This is a genomic window from Ammoniphilus soli (assembly GCF_040813775.1).
Map to the genome: position 1 here is coordinate 37,710 of NZ_JBEGDL010000011.1, position 22,744 is coordinate 60,453.

Sequence of the window (22,744 nt, forward strand, 5' to 3'; positions counted from 1 at the left end):
AAAACCGAGGGGTGACAGGCACTCTATAATACCAACCCCACCCCACTTACTTGCTGCTCGATCATCTTCATTGCGAGGGTTCCGATATAGGCGCCGGCTTCGATAGCAGGCGTCCCTTTCCGATGGATATTGGAGATGACGGTTCGCTCGGCATCTTTTCTGCCTGCTCTTGGACGATAGCACATATAAGCACTGAGGGAGGAGGGTGTGACTAAACCTGGCCGTTCCCCAATGAGCAAGACCAGCACTTCCGGCTCCAAGCAGTCCCCTATGGGATCCATGCAACCGACACGGCCCCCTTTTACGAAAAATGGAGTACCCACGGTTAAACCATAAACGGTTAAAGAATCCATGAGTGCCGGATAAATATCCGAGAGATTTTCCTCCACGGCGCTGGCACTTAGTCCATCCGAAACCACAACTTGTACCTGCGGTTTCTTCACGCATACACTCGATAAATGAGCTAGGGCTTCTGCCGAGAAGCGCCTCCCATCATCCGGTCGGTTTAAATAATTGGACTTGGTTTTGTACTCCGTTTCGATCGTAAATAATCCATGCTTTTCTAGTAATGATAAGGATACTTCCCCATACACAGCGTCAACCGCTGCCGCATGATCCGCTCGAAACTGCAAAAGCGTTTGTGTAAGGGGTCTTGTTCCGGTTCTTCCCACCCCGATTCGCGCGGGGGTAGAACGCCGCAGAAAGTCCCATTCTTTCTCCTTTTCCATTGTTCCCGCCTCCTTATTCTTTTAGAAAGATTCGAGGATCCCCGGCCAGTTGGGTTAGGCAGCCTTTTTCCATCACGCCTATGCTCTCCAGCCATTTCTCAAAAGCAGGCGCAGGCCTCATGCCCGTGAGCTGGCGCAGCGTCGCGATATCATGGTAGCTCAAGGATTGGTAATTCAGCATGCAATCATCCGCTAACGGCACGCCAATCAGAAAATTGACGCCGGCCATAGCAAGCAGTGACCCGAGGTTCTCCATATCATTCTGATCGGCTTCCATATGGTTCGTATAGCAGACATCAACGCCCATTGGAAGACCGTGCATTTTTCCCATAAAATGATCCTCCAAGCCTGCCCGAATCACCTGTTTGCTGTCAAATAGATATTCTGGACCGATAAAACCTACCACGGTATTGACCAAAAAGGGCTGATAGCGCTTGGCCAACCCATAGCATCGAGCTTCCAGCGTGACCTGATCGATGCCATGATGGGTTTCCGACGATAATTCCGATCCCTGACCGGTTTCGAAATACCAGCGATTCGGTCCCTTCGCCGTTCCTTCCTCCTGAATCTGCTGATGAGCTTCATCAAGCAAGGGAATGGAAATGCCGAAAGCTTTATTTCCCTGTTCCGTCCCCGCTAAGCTTTGGAAGATCAAATCCACCGGTGCACCTTGCTTGATCGCTCTCATCTGGGTCGTCACATGAGAAAGCACACAATTTTGCGTAGGAATGTTCCATTTTTCGATCACATCCTTGGACTCCCTCAAGAGAGAGGCGATATTTTCCGTCGTATCAATGACCGGATTGATCCCAATGACAGCATCCCCTATCCCATAGCTTAACGCTTCATAAAGGGAGGCCCGCATGCCTCTTAGATGGTCCGTCGGATGATTCGGTTGAGCCCGGCTGGCCAGCACACCCTTTTGCCCGATTTCCGTATTGCAGCGAGTGATCACGTCAACTTTGGCAGCGGCTTGAATGAGGTCCAGATTCGACATCAGCTTGGTTACGGCGGCGATCATTTCACTCGTCAAACCTCGGCTCAACGAAGCGATGGCCGTTCCATCCGCCTGATCGCTTAAGAGATATTCCCGCAGCTCGGCAACCGTCCATCGTTGAATGCCTGAGTAAATCTCTTCCTCTACACTTTCTTCGATGACGAAAGAAACCTGATCCTGATCTGCCGGAAGAAGAGAATGATGGCGAATCTCTCCTAACGTTAAGTCCGCCAGCACCTGTTTAGCTGCCATCCGTTCTTTCCGGTCTGCTGCCCCGATTCCGGCTAATTGGTCACCGGAGCGGTGCTCATTGGCCTTCGCAAATATTTCTTTCATATCACCAAACTGATAGGTTTTACCGAACAAGGTTGTTTTTTTCATGAACTCCTCCTCCTTGATTCCCTTCCGAAAAAACGAGGGTTTTGACCGTAATGGGGATCGCCTCTCCTGCAACCGGCTTTCCGATATCGACATAGTCTCCATGCCTGACTTGAACCTGATCGATGCAAATCACAGGTGGCCCCTGGCGACAGCGTAAGAAAATCGACTGACCCAAAGCTTTCGCCATGTCATGCTCACAGAGGATCACCATACAGCTTTTGTGGCTCAGTTTTGTTCGCAATAAGGAAGCGATTTGGTCTGCTAGGCTTGTCAGGTCCGCATAGGAGTGAACGGGAGGTCCCATTAAGGCTAAAGCAAAGGGAGCGTCTTGAAGATCCTGAAAACGGGTGATTCCGATATTGATAGCCTTCGCGAGGCCTTGTTCTGCATCCAGATCCACTTGGAGCACAGGTACATTGCGAAGCGGCAAAAGCAATGGGTTGGCGTAAATCGTCGATCCGCTCATTTCTGTGCTCTGCATCCCCGCTCCCAAGACCGTCGCTCGCCCCGCATCCTTGGCTTGGACCACCTTGACCCCAATCCCAAGACATACTTCACGAAGAATCGGTGCCAATAAGGGACCAAAATCTCCATATACGGCCACCTCCTCCATCGATTGGGGAAGCTCCTGATCCAAAAGACTGCCGATCCCTCCCGATATCACTAACTCTTGAAAATCACGGCGCATATCCTTGCTGTTCCCTAGAATAAGAAGCTCTGCGTCATTGTCGTCGTTTCGTTTCAATAGGTAAGAGACCATGCTTTCACATAAACGGCGGGTCATTTCCATAAGGTGTTGCAAATCGATAGATTCGCCAGGAGTCAACGTATATCCATTGGCTGTAAGCCAGGGCTTCAAGGCATCCGACACATAATGGAGCGTTCCCTTCGCATCCAGCCGAATCAGCCGCCCACCCACATGAAAGGTCAGGGTGCCGACCGTTTCCCCATTTTCAAAAAAGACCGTATTGGCGGTTCCTCCCCCAATATCGATATTAGCGATGGCTGCTTGATTTTCCAGCGATCGACGCTCGGCTCCCGACCCCTTCCCGGCCAAAATGGCTTCCAAATCTGCTCCTGCTGTCGCAACGACGAAATCTCCCGCCCGATGGGCCAGGGAATGGACGACAACCTCGGCATTTTTCTTCGTAGCTGTTTCTCCTGTAATAATGACAGCGCCTGTCTGGATATCCGCTAAACTGACCTTTGCTTTTTGATACTCCTGCCGGAGCAGCTCACTGATCGCCTCCATTTCAATTTCCTCATGGTTCTTTAACGGAGTCGTATAGATCGGACTGGCATAAACAAGCTGACGCTCGGCAATTTCTACGCGAGGAAGAGCCGATGGCCCTCCTGTATTCACTAATCGAAGACGGCTGATAATCATCTTCGTGGTACTCGTTCCCAGGTCTAACCCCATGCTCGTGATCCAGTGACCTTTCACGATTTCCCTCCAAATCTCAACTCAAATATGAAAAAGGGCTATTCCAGGTAGATCTGTCACCCGAAATAGCAGCCTTCTCCTAATGAATATGCTATCTTAGCGTATAAAATTCAGTTCTTCGATGGCCTACGCTGGGCAGCTTTTGGCGCACTCGCTGAACGCGGCTCAGATCCAGATCGGCAATAATCAACGACTCTTCTTCTCCCGCTCGGGATACGACCACGCCCATCGGATCGACAATCAGGCTTTGACCCGAGAAAATGCTGCCTACCAGATCCGCCGCGCAGATGAACATGGTGTTTTCAATCGCACGGGCCCGGATCAAAGTTTCCCAATGATCTTCTTTCATCGGCCCAGCTACCCAACCGGAAGGCATAAACAGGATATCTGCTCCCTGAAGGGCAAACTGCCTGGCAATCTCCGGAAATCTGACTTCATAGCAAACCATCAACCCGATTTTTCCAAATTCGGTTTCGACGACTTCGTAGGGATTTTCACCCGGTGCTACGGTTTTCGATTCCTGATAAGAGAAGGCATCATAGAGATGCGTCTTGCGGTAGGACTGAATCAGCTCCCCCGAACGGTTTAGAAATACCGTTGTATTATAGGCTCGATTATCTTCTCTCACAGTGGATTCAAACATGCCGCAAATCACATAGATTTGATTTTCGCGAGCGGCTTCCGCCAAACCGGTGACAAAAGGGCCATCTAATGGCTCTGCCACCTCGGAGGGAAGCACGCCGCAGCCTGGAGTGGTTGCAGCCATATAGATTTCCGGCAAAATGACAAAGTCTGCTCCCAAGCCCTTGGCCCGAGAAATATACTCCACCGCTTTCTGCAAATTGGATGTTTTGTCTAAACTGGATGTTAGCTGTGCAATCGCTACCTTCATTGGTATACACCTTCCTTAATATAGATTGGTTTATTTCGTCAACTCGAGTGCGCCGCTTATCGCAGAAAGCGAGATTCCTCGATCGATTTTTTGCTTCATCTCGATTTCCGCATGCTGCTTTTGAAGGGCAATCCTGCCAAATTCTTCAGCTTGCTTAGGGTTGATCACAAACACTCCATCATCATCGGCCACCACGAGATCCCCGGGATGAACACTGACCCCGCAAACACTAATCGCGGTATTGATCTCGCCTTCAATTCCCAATAATCGCGTCGTAATGGGACTTACCCCTAGGGAAAAGACCGGCAAGCCCAGCTCCAGAATTTCCGGAACATCATTAATGCAGCCGCCAATCACCACGCCGGCCACTTTCTTGGCCTTCGCTGCATAAGAAACCATTCCTCCCCAGCAGGAACGCTCGGTGTCTCCAGACATATCGACCACGATGACATCCCCTGGCTCGACGAAATCGAGAGCCCGGTGCACGGCTGTAGAGTCCATATGCGGAATGCGGACCGTTACCGCGTTCCCGGCAAAACGAATCGGACGGGATAAGGGCTGCAGCCCTTTCAGGAACCCAAAATCGGTCATATGGCCAATGGTAGAAGGGCAAACTTTTTCATATAAGTCTAAAAGGGCGGGTGTAACACCTTGTACTCTTGGATTGATCGTAAACATCGTCTCATCCTCCATTCGATTATTTATTTTTTCTCAAAGCTTCGATTTCCTCGTACACGCCTTCACCCCAAGCTTCTGGAGCATATTTCTTCCATACATCCTTGGTTGCTTCTCTAAAGGCATTAACATCCGGCTGTACAAATTTCATCCCTTTATCTTTTAGAGTTTGGATATATTCGGCTTCGTTTTCCTTATAGAGAGACTCAATTTTCAATGCTGTCGCATCCCAGTTCTTTTGCAGAATTCCTTGTTCTTCCGGAGTGAGAGATTCATATTTTTTCTTGTTCATGACCAAGAAGCGGACGGGAATGCTATGATTTGTTTCAATAATCGTATCTTGAACCTCGAAAAAGCTGTTATTCACCGCAATCTCATACGGGTTTTCCTGTGCATCTACAATACCGGTCTGCAAGGCGGAAAACAGCTCGCCAAACACAATCGGAGTAGGCGTTGCCCCAAGAGCTTTCCAAGTATCCACCATGAGGGGGATTTCAGGAACGCGAATCTTTAGGCCCTTTAGGTCTTCAGGCGTTTTGATTTCTTTTCCTTTTGTGGTCATAATTCGGGGTGCAAAGTATACATACCCTATGAGCTTTAAGCCTGATTGCTCTTCGATCTTTTGCTTGATTTTTTCTCCGATTTCACCATCTAGCACCGCATGCCAGTGCTCACTGTCCTCGAACAAGAAGGGCAGGTAAAAAGCATCCGTTGCCTTGGTTTGGACGTTTCCGATCATCGCCAAATCAATGCTCCCCATCTTCACGCCTTCAGCCACTTCGATATCATTCCCTAGCTGTCCCGCAGGAAAGTGCTTCAGCTGGATTTTGCCATTCGTTTCTTTGGCCAATAGCTCCGAGAATTCATTCATCCCCACGGTATAGGGGCTTGTGGCTGCCACCGTATCTGCAGACTTCAAATTGATGACTTTTTCCGCGCTTCCCGTTGGCTGTTCTTTCACATCCGAAGAGGTCTGGCTTTGACCGCATGCGGTTAAACCAAGTAGAGACAAAGCGAGAATGCTAGATAGGAATCTTTTTTTCATCATCATAACCCCCATAATTATTAATTAAATAGATTAGGCAAAAATAGAGAGATTTGAGGAATAAAGGTTACTAATAGCAAGACGATAATCAGCACACCCATAAAGGGTAAAGAGGCTTTCATGACTCCAGACATCGGCACTTTTGCAATAGAAGAAGTAATAAATAAATGTAATCCAATCGGCGGAGTTACTAATCCAATCATCAGATTCACCACGATGATGACGGAAAAGTGGATGGGGTCCACTCCCATTTGAGTCAGCATGGGATACAATATAGGAACCATGAGCAGGATAATCGGAATGGCCTCCAGAACCATACCCAGTACGAGCAAGATGATGTTGATGACTAAGAGAAGAACATACTTGTTGTCACTGATCGAATACAGAAATTCTTGAATGGTATCCCCGATCCCCAGGTAGGTTGCAAGCCAGCCATAGAGCACTCCTCCCGCAACGGCAATCATAATGGAACCCGTGGATATCACAGACTGAAGCAGCACTTGATAGAGGGATTTGATATTGACCGTTTTGTAAATGAACATCGTGATGATTAAGGCATAGAGTACGCCCAGCACTGCCGACTCCGTCGGACTGACAATCCCGGACATAATACTCCAAATAATCAGAACAGGCATCCCAAGCGCCAGCGCGGCACTTTTGGTCGCTTTCCATTGCTCCTTCAGCGTGGCCCTTTCCCTCTTGGGCATGTTTTTTCTTTTCGCGTAAAAATAGATATAGATCATCAACGCGATTCCCATCATCAGCCCTGGAATCATCCCGGCTAAAAATAGCTTCCCTACGGAAATGCCAGCGAGCGATCCAATAATGATCATCGGAATACTAGGAGGAAACACCGGACCAATGGTCGAAGCGCTGGCAATGACCGCGGCACTTTTTTCTGCACTGTACCCATCTTTCTTCATCGCCGGAATCAGTACGGAACCTGTAGCCGCACAATCCGCTACCGCCGATCCCGATACGCCAGACATAAATACGTTCAGCGCTACACCCGTTTGGGCCACCCCGCCTCGAATATGTCCAACCATGCGTTGGGAAAACTGAACCAGCCTGTCCGTAATTCCGCCATAGTTCATGATTTCACCGGCGAGAATGAAGAGGGGAATCGCCGTGAAGCTGAAGGAATTGACTCCCCCGAATAAATACTGGGGCACAACCGCGACCGGGATCAGGGAGTCTCCCAAATGACTCACCCCGATCACGATGACCGTGCTCACCATCAAAACAAAGGCAATATCCATCCCTAGCATGATGAGGGCAAACATCGAGAAAAACAAAAGATACAGCAACTTGAATCCCCCCTTACCTCGTCAGTATGGTCTTTTTCACATCTCTGATTAACTTCAGGAAAATCAGAGCAAACCCGACCGGGATGACCAAAACTACAATCCCTCGATCCCATTGCAGAGCCGTAGAAGGGGTACCCCAAAGTTCTTTTGCCAGATCAAAGCTAAAGATGACTAAGCATACGGATAAAATGACACTCATAACCAGCATGACCGCGTCATTCGCCTTACGCACGGCAGGCGGAAATCGATCGATGAACATCGTAATCCGCAAACCCTCTCCTTTATAATAGGCCAATGCTGCACCCAAAAAGGTAAGATACACAAGGGCAAAACGGGAGAACTCTTCTGTCCACATAAAGGGGCTATTGAACATGCGGGAAATAACTTGGGCACTTACCACAATCACCAGAAGAGCCATCAGCGTAACCGTAATGATTTCTAGTAACTTCTCAATTTTTTTCATGATGGTTCCAACTTTCATTTAAAAATTGGACAATACGGTCTACGGAACGTTGAACTAAAGCTTCTCCTTTCTCTCGAGTTCCTTTTGTCGCATCCCCGATCGTCCCCGATTTCGTATAGAAGTCATAGTCTCTGTATTGAATAATGTCAGAAAAGCTAGAATCATATGTAGGCGGATCGTTTACCCATTTCTCCACTTCCACCAATTCAGGATATAAATGAAGCATCACCGATGTGCCTGCCTCGCTGGCATGCGCATGCGCTAAATCCCCTGTCTCGATAATCCCCTCGTCTATCGATTTAATGAAGCGCCAGTAGTCAATTTGGGCACAGCGATATTCTTTCGTGCGATGAAGCTCGTGGGCTATTTCATTGATGATCGGAACATTTCCCAAATGGGTATTCACAAACAAGAAATCTCTGAAACCCCACTTCTTCAAGCTCGTCACCGCATCTTGCATATACTGTTTGAAGCTATCCGGTTTAATCGTGATCGTACCCGGAAATACATCCAATACCGATGAATCCCCCACTTCAAGTGTCGGTCCGATGATAGACGGGACACGATGGGCTACCAGCTCGGCAATTTTCACAGCAACTAGGGTATCCGTACCTAAAGGCAGGTGAGGCCCGTACACTTCAAAGGCTCCGGAAGGGATAATCACAAGATTCGTTTCCTTTTTCCGCTCCGCAAAGGTCGTCCAGCTCATTTCCTTTAAAAAGTTTGTACGTTGGTTCATCATTAGATCCCTCCATAAATATTTAGTTTTCCGCCATTCAGATGGTTTTCCATTTCGACGACTGCACGATCGATGTCCTTGTTTTTAATGAACTCGATGATTCTAACATGCTCTTCTGCAAGCAGCAGCAATCTTTCTGTATTCGTTTTGAGGTTTCGGCTTGTGCGATGGAGACGATCTTTAATATTATTGAAACTCTGAATAAATAAGTGATTCCCCACGATATCCAACAGGTAAAGATGAAATTCTGCATCTTTCTCTATAAATTGAAAAACATCGTTGTGTTGAGCAGCATCCTTCTGTTCTTCAATCAAGCGATACATCGCTTCAAAATCTTCCTTGGTGGTGATATCCACCGCTTGTTTAAGAGAAAAGGTTTCGATCGCTATTCTCATATCAAACAAATCATTGGTTTCTTTCACAGAGAGTTCTGGAATAACCACGCCCTGGTTAGAGATAATTTTGATGAAGCCTTCATATTGCAGACGCTGTAAGGCTTCACGGATCGGTGTTCTACTCATTTCGAGTTCTTCTACTAATGTATTTTCCGACGTGTAATCCTCTCTTCCTCTCAAGATTTTTTGTTTGATTTTTTCGTAGGCCACATCTTTTAGCAATGCTTTTTTTGTAACCATGGTTTCTCCTCCTTTCTAGAATACTGGTTGCGCTTTGTTTTGATACAGGTTGTATACAAGTGGTATAAAAAAGAAAAAGTTTTCTATGAATTATTTTTATCATGGTCTTTGTTGCAGCGTTCGATTTTAGTAAGGAAATGTAACAGCTTTTTCTTCCTGGGTTCGTTAACTATTCCTATCACCTCTTCTCATTCGACTCGTGAATGCAGGTTGTATACAACTGCTATACATAGATAATATTGCAATTATTACTAAATGTCAATTTGAAATTTTTAGATTATTTTATTAAATAAAAAAAACGGATACTCCACGTATCCGAGTAAGTTACATGAAACCAAATACCTTGTTTGTCGAAAATTGATGAAGGTATTGTTATGGTTTATATAATTTCCAAAAACCCTATAATAGCAAAAAAGCCTAGACTTCATCTAATAAAGATGAGATTAGGCTTTAAGCCTAAGTTCACTTGTGATCAGTCAAGTTTCGCAAAAAAGCTATTAGATATCTGATACTTATAAATAAAAGGATAAGCGTTATAAAGGTATGAACCAATGTCCATTTATGATACTCAATGAGATCAGAATGTCTCTCCATCAGATATTCCAATACAGTCAATGGAATGCTGTATAGAATGGCCTGCACGATAATTCCTTTCGTCTTTGAAACATACGTGGTGCTGTTATAAAAAACAGAAATGACCGGGAGAATCATATACTCATACAAGATACTGCTCTGAAAATGCTCAGAAAAAAACCGAACAGGAAAAGAAAACCATCCTTTTTCAACTAAAACAACAGCAAGTATGATGGAAACATAACCGGTTGAAAAAAAGACGAGCGGCCAATCTTTAAATGGTGGATTACGTATCCAATAGAAAAGGATCCCTAGGGATAGGATCAGAAAAGTCCAGTTTATTACCCATTCCATTATATTGATCATCCACCTTAATGATATTCAGGCATTCTCAAATTAATTTTATCCATTACTTGTCCGAATAAACCCCATAAAAGTCAATTAACAATAATCCAGATAGCGGCTTCTATGATATCATCACAACCGCCGAAAAAATAACTGCCCTTTTCCAGGCAGTTATACAAGGTTTGAGGCATGAAACTAGACTCTCTTTAATTCGGAGTGCAATACCCTTTGAGCAGAGACAAGGTTATTGTTTCCATCTTTCGGAAATACGCTGAGCATCGGACCCGTTGAGTATTTTTTGGACATCCGTTATTCACTCCCTTGTCTATTAATCTATTAATATACAATGAAATTTATAGATTAATAGGAACGGCTAAATTCCTGGGAGGACACACATTTTTAATTAAGATCAGTGTTTCTCAGGCATAAAGAAAGTGGATGTTTTTGCAAGATCGCTCATATTCGACAAAGATAGACTGCCATTAAAATAATTGTCGAGATTTTTTATCTTCTACTCCTTGCACTTCCAACATATAATGTAAATTACATCCACTAAAACTTTATTTAAGAAGGTGCTAATATGAAGAATGGCAAATGGTTTAGAATTGAAACTTCTAGAGAACAGGATTTTTCACGCGGTAAGCGCTTTATTATCAGAACTTACAAATTTCTAGGCATTCCTATTTATGTAAGCCGCATTAGATGGGATTAATAAGAATTCTGAATAAAAGTAAATCCATAATATCTAAAATTCTTTTCAAGCGAGATCGGTTAGCCCACACCACCATTCATTTTCATCCTATTCTGCTATGCTCCCTCTCGTTAGGCAAAAAATAGGCTGACCTAGCAGCCGGCTATCAATAACTAGTAAACACCCTCACCCTTTTTCGGCACAATCGCCACTGGTCAATTAATCTAGGTGGTATGCCTAGTATATCCTCATACGATCCAGCAGAGCTGCCACCTGACCAGGCGTGCCCCATTCCATTGATCAACCATAGTTCCACTAATGGATAGCCAGTTTGATCTCTATAAACATTTTTTAAATAGCTTCTTCCATTCACAATTCCAGCATCTACCGATCAAAATAACCGGCAATACCAGACTGTCGATTAAAAACAAAAAGCCCTTAACAGTTAGGAATTTTTCTTTTTAATCTTAATTTTCTTATGGTGAGTGAGCATATCCAGCTTCATATTCAAAATACCAAGCATAGCTTCAATATCTTTGGGTTGTGCATGTTGAATGCTGTTTACGGATTGTTCAATACCAACTAAACGAGTATCCACTTTATCAAAGCGCTGATTTACCTCTTCAAATCCTTCTCTTGTCTGCTTTTCCATTGAGTCTAGCTTCAAAAGTATTTGTTTTAAAAGATCCTCCATTGATATCATCACCTCAATTTCTTATAGTCTAACACAAATGGATATGATGAAGATGATCTGCTCAAAAAAGAGTACGATACTAGAAGAGGTACACCATAAAAATCTGGTTATCCCTTTTGCTTTCATCAATCATTCATTCAAGCACAACGATCTTTATTAAAAATAAAATTCTTTAATTCCATCATAAGCAACTTTATACCTTTTACAACAATTTAAGCATTGCCTGTATTGAAGAATTATCCGACCTTTATTATCAACGTAAATCTTTTTCTTTTCTACAAGAATATATTTATCATGTGAACAATTGTTGCAAAAACATATTTTCTTATTCATCTCGCATCCTCCTACCTTATTGAGTAGAATAAGTTTTTCTGAGAGGAATAACATCAGCAGGACACACCTTTGGCATACTCGAGAAATTGACAAAATATATCCTATATATTTTTTATCTCGGCGTCCATAACTTTGCTTCATCTTTCGCTATTGGTCTGGGTTGGTAATGGCTTGGTTTAATTTCATATACTTTCCCGCAATGATTACATTTAACTACATACAATATGTTTCTGTATGCCTCTAATATATCCGCGTAAATTCCATCTTCACAGAACTCACATTGTATGACCAAATTGATTTCTTTCAACGTTTATCACCCCACTCATTCTTCCTACATCCGTATACATATGATTAAATTCTGGGTGTTTTCATGTTTTAAACGACAGCGTTGATGTACAACTTGTTTTTTATCGTTAATATCATTGTTGGACTATTTTCACAATTAAGCATATAGGTGTAATTTACATCTATATGTATCATCTTGTCAATATCTTGAAAGGCTTCAAAAAGGAAATCGAACAAAATCATTACCATTGGTTCATTTTTACAGGACTTTCTTCACACAAAAATAAACTATGACTGAACCACTATTAATCATTGGGTCATCTTTTTTCTAGATTGGTTAGCCATTCCCTGGTTTCCATTTAACTAACCCGTATGGTTCACCCCGCTTTTCTTTATTGAGGATTATACATACGTAATACCCAGGATGATAAATGGGATTTATTGATCAGTATTTTTAGGGTAGGCGTAAAATAAAATCAAATTAAAATATGCATTAGCCAAAGGAACAATGATGGACAAACATTCTAAACCAAGTGAACCGAACCTTTTTATCCTTTTTTCTATTTGCGGCATATTGCTGATTGTTTTTTTGGGGTGGTTATTTCACTATCAGTATACGATCAGCACTTCACGAACATTAAAGCAAACTTTTTTTTATGTTCCCGAAAGGATCATGATGGAATCTTTCGAAATGGCGATTCCCTATCTTGGGATTCTAACCCATGAATCAGAAGATCCCCCAAAACCCATATCCTTATATTTATTTGAGACCTTAACAAATCTAGAGCCATCCGATCTTGCCTCGGTGGTCAGCCGAGAGCTGCCTGGTTTAAGGGCTTTTAACGAAAAGACAGCAGTAGATCAACCTAATCAACCTAATCAACATGCTGTTTCCATCGAGTCTCCCGCTCCATCTATGGTCGAAAATTCTCCCGAAACGCCGACAGAAAAGAATTCAAAGATAGAGGAACAGCATGAGCAAGTGGTATTAATCTACAATACCCATAATACGGAATCGTGGACTCACGTCTCAGACAACCCGGACGTGACCGATGACAAAAAGAATATTTCATTAGTTAGTAAAAAGTTATCCGAGGAGCTTCAGAAAAGGGGAATTAAGGCAAAATTTGATCCTACGGACCACCAAAAATTACTGAAAGAGAATGGTCTGCCCTACGCATTTTCTTATGCCCAATCCCTTAAAATGCTAAAAGAAGCCACTAAAGAACAGAATATCCATTACTTTTTGGATATCCACCGAGATTCTTTTCCTAAAGAGATGACAACAACCAATATTGATGGTAAATCCTACGCACGCATCTCCTTTGTGGTTGGAAAAGGCCATCAAAACTGGGAGAAAAATGATGAGTTCGCTCAGAAAATTCACTCTCATCTAGAACAGGAGTTTCCGGATCTATCACGGGGAATTGACTATAAAGGAACAGCGGAAGGAAACGGGGAATACAATCAGTCGCTTTCTCCAAATAGTGTATTAGTTGAAATCGGAGGAATCGATAATACCCTGGAGGAATGTTATAATACCGCTGCTGCGTTAGCAGATGTATTGGCCGATACCTACTTTCAGCAAGACAAAAAAGCAGATTCATCGCCTACGGGTTAGAGGGGGATACATTTGGTAAAAATAATTTATTGAATGAATACTCAATGTAAAGGAAGTATGAATAATGAATAAAAACCCTCAGATTGAATCAACAAAATACACACTAGAAGAATTGATCGCACTAGCTGGGGTTAGCTATGAATCAATTACAAATGCAATTGATAATGGTGAAGTTGAAATAATAGATAATGAGCAGATTCATTAGTTAAAGAAAAGCCCACTTCGAAATTATTTTCAAGGTGGGCTTTAATGGCCAGAAATTGTTCCAGTCTATTCAAAATTTGATTCTGACCATCATCGGCAAAATTCGGGTGATGACAGGCACTCTTTTAAGAGAATATCTTCGTTAGAAATTCGATTAATGCGTTCCAAACCGATGACAAGAAGGTTTTTCCCGCTTCTACTTTTTCTGGATTATTCTCTATCCAAACATTGGCTTTTTCCGCAATATCGCTGATTTGATCAGCTACTCCCTGCCAATCTATATTTAGATCCTTTATCTTTTTTAATAGTTCCGTGAGAGAAGCGATCTGTTCATCCGTTAACTGGATCCCCATCTGTTCCGCGACCAACGTAACGATAGCTGCGTAATCGGCGTCGCTCGCAGGGTTTTTAGCTTGAACTTCTTCTTTCAGTGCCGAGATGAATTGGACTGCTTTTTCTTTGTCCCCGATTTGGTCCGCTAGAGTAGCTGTCTTGACCATTTCTTCATTGGCTACTTGTTTATTTTCTTCGGAGAGACTCTCTCCCGTTGCCGTTTCGAAAGCCTTGGTAATCCCTACAAGGGCCGCTGTTCCAGACACAGGGAACGGAGCTGTAATGACCACATCAGCATCTTTAATCCCTGCTGTGAGAAGGCTGTTTCGATACATATCCTGGCTTACCCAAGTAATATTGTTGGTTTCTACGGTTAAGCCGTCTCCCTGGTTTCCAAAGGTGATGAGGACAGAAGAAATGGCTCGCGTTCCAATCACGGAAGCCGGAACCAGCCCTTTCAGGTATTTCACCTCGTCCTGGTGCGTTACAGTAACCATCATGTCTTCGCTGTTCTGCTGAAGTTCGTTCAGGATCTGAGTTTTTTGGCTGGCGTTGAGGTCTGCTCCGAGTGTAATCACGCGGTCTCCGACGGCAACGTCAGCTGAAGCCGCAGAGCTGAACATAACAAAAGCCGTGAGCATAAGGGCTAGCAGTCTCTTTTTTATTGTCATTTTTTCACCACCTCCACGATTAATATAGCATAGTATAGTATAGTTTTGCATGACCTCCGTCTAGCGTACCAAACTAAAAATGCTTCATTGAAGCATTTTAGAGTAAACCCATCATCCTTGCAACTGGCTTTTCCTTCCCATTCCAGTTATGATAGATACAAGCTATCATATAAAGGGAGGGACGATTTTGGCGGCATACCAATCTTTTCTAGAAGGTATCTTTATTTGTGGGGAAGCTGACGTACCTTCGGTGATCACCAATGAGAAAGCGACTCTCATCGTAGACGTGAGGGCCGAAGCGAAACAAAGTTCAGCTCCAGAGAACGCTCAATGGGTCAATGTCCCGCTGGACAGCGCAAAAACAAACCAAGCTCAACCTTTGAAGGAAGCCATAGACCAGCTAGTCGAGGCTTACCACAAAGGTGAAAAAGCCGCCCTCCATTGAAAAGGCGGCGGAGGCCGCGCTGGAAGCGTGGCAGCAGGTGTATTACTCGCTCTAAAAAAAGCAGACACAATTGACGAAGCGGAAGCTATGCTCCAGGCCATTCGTCCACAGGTCAAAATTTCTCCAGAATTCAAGCGGGACTTGAAAGCCTTGTTTCCATCAGCGTAAGAATTGAGGAACTCCTCAGTCGACGGGCAAGTAGATGAACAGATGGCGGAAGCCCGAAAATCAAAAAAAAGCCTGATCTTCATCCCAGCGGGGAAGGGATCAGGCCTTAATCATTAGTAAAAAGTAGAGTAGAACAAGATACAAAAATTTTTTGGTCAATAGGTCAAAATAGTCGCTCATATTTAATACGAACTTTAGTTATAGTTTACCTGTATTCTTCCTCCTTACATTTCAATTTTATTGAGTTAGATTTAGGGGGTAGGCAACAATCACGCAAAGGTATTTCAGTGATGTAGCAGCTCATGCAAAGTCAGAATGAAGTGGTTTAGCTATGGCTTGTCCGTACTCATACTTACCAATAGTCTAGAAGGACTTGGTGGACCTCGCTCCTCACTTAAATAGGTATTCCACAGAAAAAATAGGTCCCTCTTTACGAATTGCGAATCTCGTTTTATACTTCTAAAATCTGATCGTATGGAAAATAATCCTCCCCTGAAAAATTCTAATAATGTGCCCCGTACTCCCATTCCATGAATCCCCTCAAATTTCCCGCGATCAAATTGCACATTGGGGCTACTTGCATTTCGTTTTCTACTCTTTAAATAACGCCACCCAGATCGACTAATAGATAAGCTTTCCCTTAGCCTATTAAACCGAACTTCCACTTTCATGTTTACATATTGAAATGCCTTCACACGAGATGCGTTACCGCTGTATCGCCTCCCTAGGACTGTTTCTTCTAGAGTTGCAGATAAGGTTTCCTTGTCCAATAGATATTCAAGCATGAACCACTGAAAGGGACTCAGACAACGATTCTGGATAAAATACCGTGTTATGATTTGAAAGGTAGCGTTTTTCATTACATCGATAAACCTGACATTATGCACCATAACTTTCTTCATCCTTTCCGCCTCATTATTTTTTTTGTCCTTCGAAGTGATTCCTTTTACTAACCTCGTAAACTGGTCACCAGATAATTGGTTGAATTTATATAATGTTCAGTAATCTACGCGTAAGCAATCGCGCTTTTCGAGCAAAGAAACATTTTACTATTGGATTCCTATTTTTGAGTTTAATAGTATCATAATAAGTTAAGTTCTTATCGGATCTAACATTACATATATTACCATTTTACAAATGGTAAAGTCAATGAATTTTCAAAACATTTATTTAATTAATCTCATTTTATGTCTTCCAATGATTTAGTGGAGGTTCCCATTTTTACTTTTAATGCCCATAAGGTTGATAAATCATAAAAGCATCAGAAGTCTAAAAGACAAAAGGCCTGTTCATCCGAACCCGGAGAATATCAGGCCTTGGTTTATGAATGAACAATAGAAGCGAATCAGCCTTGAACTTGATTTTGCCTTTTCCTCCTAACAGCCCTTTTGGTAGCAGCAAAAGAGTACCCAGGTTATAAAGAAGATTTGAATAGATATAACGCCCAAATCCTTCTTCCATCATCCTTAACTCCTTGCACTTAATTTACCATATATGCCCATATAAAGATAGATCTATCGCTAGTTAAATACTTACAAAAATCGACTAAAGCTATTCTTGGCGATTTTCCTTCCAAAACAAAGAAAACCGCCCTTTCGGAATATGTTAATTTACCAATACTTTTCCAATTGGAAGAATTTCCTTTTTACACATATTTTATTGGCAGTGATTTTTGCTTTTGTTTTAGAGCCTATCCTTGTATGGCTAGAGATTTATAAGTTGGAACATTGGGAGCATATATACTCCATTCCATTTTATATTCTTGTTCCAGTCCTAATGAAGTGGATGATCGAAAAAATTAAACGGCAAACAAGAAGTGACTAAAGAAAAATTTCAAATGGAAAAATGCAAAAATAAAAGCCTTGAGAACCATAGATTCTCAAGGCTTTTTTGCCGTTCTTTATGCCGTTATTTCTCCATTGACGGAACTCTTCAAGCTTTTCCCGGCTGTGAAGGCAGGAATTTTGGATGCTGCGATCTCAATCTCTTGACCCGTTTGTGGGTTGCGGCCTTTACGGGCGGCACGTTCACGAACTTCAAAGTTTCCAAAACCGATGAGTTGAACCTTTTCACCTTTTTTCAAGCTGTTCTCAATCGCTTCAAAAACGGCATCCACCGCCTTTGCGGAATCTTTCTTGGTCAATTGAGCCTGTTCAGCAACATAAGCAATTAATTCAGTTTTGTTCATTTTTAAGCCCTCCTAGCGAAAATATTATCATTATTACAAATATAATGAAAAACAGCATTCGGAATCAAGTGTTAATTGAACGAAATCTCTGTTCCTTTACTAGATTCCAAGGTAAAGGATCTTCTACCCTTCAGGTGGTATTATCCTCCACCCATTTCCTGCTAGTTTGATACTAGCATTATGGACAAATCACTAGTTTTTTAGACATGTTAACTAAATTTAGATAATTATTAAAAGCACTCTCAGTTGAGAGTGCTTTTTATGATTGTTAAGCGAGCATACCGCCCATGCCCGATGTTTCCCACCTGTCCTTTATAGTAAGGTGGAATTATATTCCAAATTAGGGCCAGCTGACCCATAAAGTCGGTTTTTACCGGCCTTTAGGGGCATCCCCTTTATTGGTTTGCTCTTTTTGCTCTTTTTGGTAGATTGCCCAGTACAACTCTTCTTCTGTATATGTGGATAGATCAAAGTTTCTCATTTCTCTCCGCCCCTTATCGTTTTATGTAATTTGATTATATATCGGGTTCACTATTTCGACACATTTATTGTTAGGTTTTATCACATGGTTTTTTAACAGATAGCAAATACGGTAGTACGACAGAACTTGAGAGTGAATGGTCATACAGATTAAAGAAATAGTCTTGTAAAATAAAGTTAAATGTATTATTCTTTGTGTAAGCGTTTCCAATAGAACGCTCGCTAAAATATCTTTTTCATCCCATTTCCTGCTTTTATTTCCTTAATAAAACGAAAGGAGCCATGTTTATGATTGAAATTTCGCATGCATGGTTAAATGGCGAATTGGTTTGGGAACAGATGAACGATACGATTGTTCGAGTCAAAGTACATTACTGTTTTGTTTTGGAAAACGATATAGAAAAAGATAATATTTATTCGATGCATGCCGTCTATGACCCTAAACTTCAAAAATGGGAATATCAAAGTGTCTATCGCCGGTTTGAAGATAAGACAGAAGAAGCAAACCCTGTTCTTCAAATTTTTGCAGATGAGATAGGTAAGGAAGTGGAACGATGGTTCGATCACTCGATCGAATATCGCATAAAAAACAAGCTAAAGCAAGGGAGCCTTAAGAAAAATGCCCTCTAAAGCTCCCTTACTTTACTGTTCCATCTTAATTTATCATGCTAATTTTTTACCCTTTGATTCTTTGAAGACTCGATTTGTTTTCGGCTGCCCTACTGACCAATAGGCGGCTCCAACAAACAATCCGCCTCCCACGATATTTCCAAGCGTGACTGGTACGAGATTATGAACCAATCCTGCCCAGGAAATCGTTTCGGGATGAGGCAAAAGCAAAGCCAAAGAGAGTACGGTCATATTGGCGATGCTATGCTCATAGCCGGAGGAAACAAAGGCAAATAGACACCAAAAAATAAGCATGATTTTTGCTGACTCGCTTTTTGTTTTTATCCCCATCCAAATCGCTAAACAGACCAGCCAGTTGCACAGGATTCCCCGAAAAAATAATTCGGAAGTAGACAAGTGCATTTTTTTGTTGGCTGATTCATACAGCAAATGGTCCATAGGAAGGTTGGAAAACACCCCTGATCCGATGATTAATAAGCAAAATACTGCTGCACCAAGTGCGTTTCCGGCATAACACCATGCCCAATTTATCAGAGTATCTTTTATCGTTGTCTTGCCCGACAATGTACTGATCGTATAGATCATATGATTTCCAGTAAATAGTTCAGATCCGGAAAACACCACCAGAATCAAGGCAACCGCAAAAGATATTCCCATGATCAGCGTCGTGAATGGTGAGTTGGCCGCAGAGAATTGGCCGCCTAAGATAAAAATCAGGACGATGCCAAATCCCACATAGGCACCGGCAAGACTGGATGATAATAAATAACGGAATGGATGTTGAAGGATCATCTTCTTCTTTTCTTCTGCTAGATTACCAATCGTTTCAAACGTTTCCTTATACATATCCAACTCCTATAGTGTTCATCATTAAAGCGTGATGTAAATGTCCTTTCCTTCTACGCTCGCTTCGTAAGTCTTGATGCATCCGGTATCCGGTGCTTGAACCAATCCATCGCACAAGGAAATTTTCCAGTCGTGGAGAGGGCAAAATACATGCTCTCCGGAAACGATGCCTTCGGATAAGGTCCCGCCTTTGTGCGGGCAGCGGTTTTCCACTGCCCGTATAGTTCCGTCATTTAATAGAAACAAGGCAATCTCTTGACCTTGCACTTCTACTGTCTTGCCGATTTTCTCAATCAACTCCGATATTTCTGCCACTTTTACCTTGATCGCTTCCATCCTGATCTCTCCCTCGATTAGTTGGTAGCTGGTACCGTAATTTTATTGAACATGGAACGCAACTTCTCATTCTCGATATGTTCTTTCCATGGATCCGTTGTCACAGCGAGCGATTTATCGATGCGCTCTATCAATTCTTTGCGCGTTTCGCTGTTTGCTAAAGCTTCGCGAATAGGGTCGAGCCCAACGCGTTCTACCCAATGAGACGTTCTCTCCAGGTATTTAGCATCTTCACGATAATATTGTAAGAACGCAGCGGTCCACTCCAGAACCTCTTCACTTGTCTTCACCTTAACCAATAGTTCTCCACCGCGAAGGTGCACGCCGCCATTGCCGCCGACATACAGTTCCCATCCGCCGTCTACCCCGACAACGCCTACATCCTTGATCCCTGATTCCGCGCAGTTGCGTGGACAAGCGGATACAGCCATCTTTACTTTGTGTGGAGTTTGCAGTCGTTCAAATCTCTTTTCCATATCGATGCCCATTTGAATCGAGTTTTGCGTGCCAAAACGGCAGAAATCGGCACCGACACATGTTTTAACGGTTCGTAGGGTTTTTCCGTATGCATAACCGGATGGCATATCTAAATCCGCCCATGCCTTCGGAAGGTCTTCTTTTTTAATGCCTAATAGGTCAATTCGCTGACCACCCGTAATTTTAACCATCCTTGCTTGGTATTTATCTGCGACATCCGCAATTTTACGCAGTTCATCCGGGTTGGTGACTCCGCCATACATGCGGGGAACAACCGAGAATGTCCCATCGTTTTGTATATTCGCATGGAATCGTTCATTGACGAAACGAGAATCGGCTTCATCTTCATGTTCTTCCGGCCAAACCATGCCCAAGTAGTAATTCAGGGCTGGGCGGCACTTCGAACAGCCTTCCTTGTTTTCCCAATCAAGCACATGCATCACTTCCCTGACGGTGGTTAGCTCTTTGGTTTTAATCTCTTCTACCACTTCATCCCGGCTCAATGTCGTACAAGAACAGATGGGCTCCTTCTCTACCGCTTGGAATTCTTCGCCTAGCGTACATTTCAATAGATCTTCCACGAGCGGTTTACACCCTCCGCAAGAACGGGAGGCTCCCGTACACCCTTTTACCTTTTCTACGGAATCCAATCCTTGTTCACGGATGGCTTGGACAATCGTTCCTTTCGATACCCCATTGCAGCCGCAAACTAATTCATCATCGGCCATGTCGGCAACCGCAGAGGATGCAGCAGACTGACCTTGACTTTGTCCTTGAGCGAACATCGATTTTAATTCGGAAACATCCGCGCCATTTCGAATCATCTGGAACAAGCGGGAGCCATCCTGCGTATCCCCAAAGAGAACAGCACCGATAACGGCGCTTCCACGCACGAGAACTTTTTTATAGACTCCATTGAAATCGTCTTGAAAACGGAAGGCACGGGTATCCTCCTGATCCATGAATTCCCCAGCGGAGAATACATCGACTCCGGAAACCTTCAACTTGGTAGAAAGGACAGATCCTTCATAAGGATCGGTTTCTGCACCGCATAGGCGCTTAGCCAATACCGCACCCTGTTCATAGAGGGGAGCCACTAAACCATAGACTACGCCTCGGTGTTCTGCACATTCCCCAACGGAATACACATGAGAAACACTCGTTTCCAGATAATCATTGACCACAATCCCACGGTTGACTTCAATGCCGCTTTCTTTGGCAAGGGCTACATTGGGACGAATTCCCACAGCCATAACCACCAGATCGGCTTCGACTTCGGTTCCATCTTTAAAGCGCAGTCCCTGAACCCGGTCTTCTCCGAAAATTTCTTCGGTTTGCTTATTCATTAAGAATTTCATGCCTTGTGTTTCCAATTCCGCTTGAAGCAATTTACTTGCTGTCGGATCCAATTGACGTTCCATTAAATGGTCAAATACATGAACAACCGAAACGTCCATAGAAAGATTGAGCAATCCGCGAGCCGCTTCTAATCCGAGAAGTCCGCCACCGATGACCACCGCTTTTTTATAAGTCTTGGATGCTTCGATCATGGCATTGCAATCCTTAATATCACGGTAGGCAATCACCCCGTCTTTATCGGCACCTGGCAAAGGCAGCATAAATGGATTGGAGCCTGTCGCGATAATCAGTTCATCATAGGACTCCACTATACCGCCATCCGTATAAACACATCGATTATCCGCATCGATTCGATTGACCGTATGCCCTGTATGAAGGGTGATATTATTTTCCTTATACCAATCCCAATCATTTAAAACGATATCTTGAATGCTGGAATCTCCAGCTAATACATAGGACAATTGAATACGATTATAGTTGGGATAAGGCTCCGCACCGAAAATAGTAATTTCGAATGCTTCTTTGGAAAGCTTTAAGATATGTTCAATACACCCTATACCGGCCATCCCATTCCCGATCAAGACAAGCTTTTTCTTTTTCACTATTCTCACTCTCCTAACAAATTAATTCTATTATATAAAAATACTTTGAAACAAAAATAAACCATGTCAGGATTTCTGACATGGTTTATTTTTAAGTCTATCAGGAGAATGGCTGGCATTTCTGTGGGGATGCCTACTAAACACATAGAAAAGACCT

23 protein-coding genes are annotated in these 22,744 nt (G+C 43.1%); 5 read left to right on the top strand and 18 right to left on the bottom strand.

Annotation, left to right across the window (positions count from 1 at the left end):
* Positions 1-23: 23 nt before the first annotated feature.
* From eutC to ABLT31_RS20230, 12 genes are all read right to left on the bottom strand, one after another.
* The gene (eutC, locus tag ABLT31_RS20175) at positions 24-728 is read right to left on the bottom strand and encodes an ethanolamine ammonia-lyase subunit EutC (protein WP_367755000.1); all 705 of its coding nucleotides are present in this window, start codon (positions 726-728) and stop codon (positions 24-26) included.
* Positions 729-741: 13 nt separating this feature from the next.
* Positions 742-2,106 carry an ethanolamine ammonia-lyase subunit EutB gene (locus tag ABLT31_RS20180; protein WP_367755003.1) on the bottom strand — a complete coding sequence of 455 codons (1,365 nt, stop codon included), beginning with the start codon at positions 2,104-2,106 and terminating at the stop codon, positions 742-744.
* Positions 2,081-3,550 (bottom strand): ethanolamine ammonia-lyase reactivating factor EutA, encoded by a 1,470-nt coding sequence (locus tag ABLT31_RS20185; RefSeq protein WP_367755005.1) that lies wholly within the window; start codon positions 3,548-3,550, stop codon positions 2,081-2,083. Before ABLT31_RS20185 ends, ABLT31_RS20180 begins: the two co-directional genes overlap by 26 nt.
* Before the next feature lie 91 nt (positions 3,551-3,641).
* A complete protein-coding gene (locus ABLT31_RS20190; protein ID WP_367755007.1) occupies positions 3,642-4,442 on the bottom strand; it encodes a carbon-nitrogen hydrolase family protein in 801 nt (266 codons plus the stop codon).
* 30 nt (positions 4,443-4,472) lie between these two features.
* Positions 4,473-5,120: an RraA family protein gene (locus ABLT31_RS20195; protein WP_367755009.1), complete on the bottom strand. Its 648-nt coding sequence runs from the start codon at positions 5,118-5,120 to the stop codon at positions 4,473-4,475.
* Positions 5,121-5,139: 19 nt separating this feature from the next.
* Positions 5,140-6,162, bottom strand: coding sequence for a TRAP transporter substrate-binding protein (locus ABLT31_RS20200; protein WP_367755011.1), 1,023 nt, complete (start codon positions 6,160-6,162; stop codon positions 5,140-5,142).
* A 20-nt stretch (positions 6,163-6,182) separates the two neighbouring features.
* Positions 6,183-7,469: a TRAP transporter large permease gene (locus tag ABLT31_RS20205; RefSeq protein WP_367755013.1), complete on the bottom strand. Its 1,287-nt coding sequence runs from the start codon at positions 7,467-7,469 to the stop codon at positions 6,183-6,185.
* A 13-nt stretch (positions 7,470-7,482) separates the two neighbouring features.
* On the bottom strand, positions 7,483-7,932 hold the full coding sequence (locus ABLT31_RS20210; protein ID WP_367755015.1) for a TRAP transporter small permease: 450 nt from the start codon (positions 7,930-7,932) through the stop codon (positions 7,483-7,485).
* Positions 7,919-8,674, bottom strand: a complete 756-nt coding sequence (locus ABLT31_RS20215; RefSeq protein ID WP_367755017.1) for a creatininase family protein — start codon at positions 8,672-8,674, stop codon at positions 7,919-7,921. Before ABLT31_RS20215 ends, ABLT31_RS20210 begins: the two co-directional genes overlap by 14 nt.
* Complete coding sequence (locus ABLT31_RS20220) at positions 8,674-9,306, bottom strand: GntR family transcriptional regulator (RefSeq protein ID WP_367755020.1); 633 nt, start codon at positions 9,304-9,306, stop codon at positions 8,674-8,676. The genes ABLT31_RS20215 and ABLT31_RS20220 overlap by 1 nt, the downstream gene beginning before the upstream one ends.
* A gap of 462 nt (positions 9,307-9,768) precedes the next feature.
* Complete coding sequence (locus ABLT31_RS20225; RefSeq protein ID WP_367755022.1) at positions 9,769-10,233, bottom strand: CBO0543 family protein; 465 nt, start codon at positions 10,231-10,233, stop codon at positions 9,769-9,771.
* A gap of 1,127 nt (positions 10,234-11,360) precedes the next feature.
* Positions 11,361-11,567, bottom strand: coding sequence for a hypothetical protein (locus tag ABLT31_RS20230; protein WP_367755024.1), 207 nt, complete (start codon positions 11,565-11,567; stop codon positions 11,361-11,363).
* A 1,336-nt stretch (positions 11,568-12,903) separates the two neighbouring features.
* Between ABLT31_RS20230 and spoIIP the strand changes: the two genes are divergently transcribed.
* Both spoIIP and ABLT31_RS20240 read left to right on the top strand, forming a co-directional pair.
* On the top strand, positions 12,904-13,848 hold the full coding sequence (gene spoIIP / locus ABLT31_RS20235; RefSeq protein ID WP_367755026.1) for a stage II sporulation protein P: 945 nt from the start codon (positions 12,904-12,906) through the stop codon (positions 13,846-13,848).
* A 64-nt stretch (positions 13,849-13,912) separates the two neighbouring features.
* The gene (locus tag ABLT31_RS20240; RefSeq protein ID WP_367755028.1) at positions 13,913-14,053 is read left to right on the top strand and encodes a hypothetical protein; all 141 of its coding nucleotides are present in this window, start codon (positions 13,913-13,915) and stop codon (positions 14,051-14,053) included.
* A 124-nt stretch (positions 14,054-14,177) separates the two neighbouring features.
* On the opposite strand, the gene ABLT31_RS20245 is transcribed toward ABLT31_RS20240, so the two are convergent.
* Positions 14,178-15,056, bottom strand: a complete 879-nt coding sequence (locus ABLT31_RS20245) for a DUF1002 domain-containing protein (protein WP_367755030.1) — start codon at positions 15,054-15,056, stop codon at positions 14,178-14,180.
* A gap of 187 nt (positions 15,057-15,243) precedes the next feature.
* Between ABLT31_RS20245 and ABLT31_RS20250 the strand changes: the two genes are divergently transcribed.
* The gene (locus tag ABLT31_RS20250) at positions 15,244-15,501 is read left to right on the top strand and encodes a hypothetical protein (RefSeq protein WP_367755032.1); all 258 of its coding nucleotides are present in this window, start codon (positions 15,244-15,246) and stop codon (positions 15,499-15,501) included.
* Between the two features lie 27 nt (positions 15,502-15,528).
* The gene (locus tag ABLT31_RS20255) at positions 15,529-15,669 is read left to right on the top strand and encodes a protein-tyrosine phosphatase family protein (RefSeq protein WP_367755034.1); all 141 of its coding nucleotides are present in this window, start codon (positions 15,529-15,531) and stop codon (positions 15,667-15,669) included.
* 1,269 nt (positions 15,670-16,938) lie between these two features.
* Here the strand turns inward: ABLT31_RS20255 and ABLT31_RS20260 are convergent.
* The gene (locus tag ABLT31_RS20260) at positions 16,939-17,130 is read right to left on the bottom strand and encodes a hypothetical protein (RefSeq protein ID WP_367755036.1); all 192 of its coding nucleotides are present in this window, start codon (positions 17,128-17,130) and stop codon (positions 16,939-16,941) included.
* Positions 17,131-17,569: 439 nt separating this feature from the next.
* Positions 17,570-17,857: an HU family DNA-binding protein gene (locus tag ABLT31_RS20265; RefSeq protein ID WP_367755037.1), complete on the bottom strand. Its 288-nt coding sequence runs from the start codon at positions 17,855-17,857 to the stop codon at positions 17,570-17,572.
* A 768-nt stretch (positions 17,858-18,625) separates the two neighbouring features.
* On the opposite strand from ABLT31_RS20265, the gene ABLT31_RS20270 reads away from it, so the two are divergent.
* Positions 18,626-18,967, top strand: a complete 342-nt coding sequence (locus ABLT31_RS20270; RefSeq protein ID WP_367755038.1) for a hypothetical protein — start codon at positions 18,626-18,628, stop codon at positions 18,965-18,967.
* 33 nt (positions 18,968-19,000) lie between these two features.
* On the opposite strand, the gene ABLT31_RS20275 is transcribed toward ABLT31_RS20270, so the two are convergent.
* Genes ABLT31_RS20275 through nirB form a run of 3 tightly spaced genes read right to left on the bottom strand, consistent with a single transcriptional unit; the run spans position 19,001 to position 22,587 of the window.
* Positions 19,001-19,813, bottom strand: a complete 813-nt coding sequence (locus ABLT31_RS20275; protein ID WP_367755040.1) for a formate/nitrite transporter family protein — start codon at positions 19,811-19,813, stop codon at positions 19,001-19,003.
* Between the two features lie 24 nt (positions 19,814-19,837).
* Positions 19,838-20,149: a nitrite reductase small subunit NirD gene (gene nirD, locus ABLT31_RS20280; protein WP_367755042.1), complete on the bottom strand. Its 312-nt coding sequence runs from the start codon at positions 20,147-20,149 to the stop codon at positions 19,838-19,840.
* A 17-nt stretch (positions 20,150-20,166) separates the two neighbouring features.
* Positions 20,167-22,587: a nitrite reductase large subunit NirB gene (nirB, locus tag ABLT31_RS20285; protein ID WP_367755044.1), complete on the bottom strand. Its 2,421-nt coding sequence runs from the start codon at positions 22,585-22,587 to the stop codon at positions 20,167-20,169.
* Positions 22,588-22,744 lie beyond the last annotated feature (157 nt).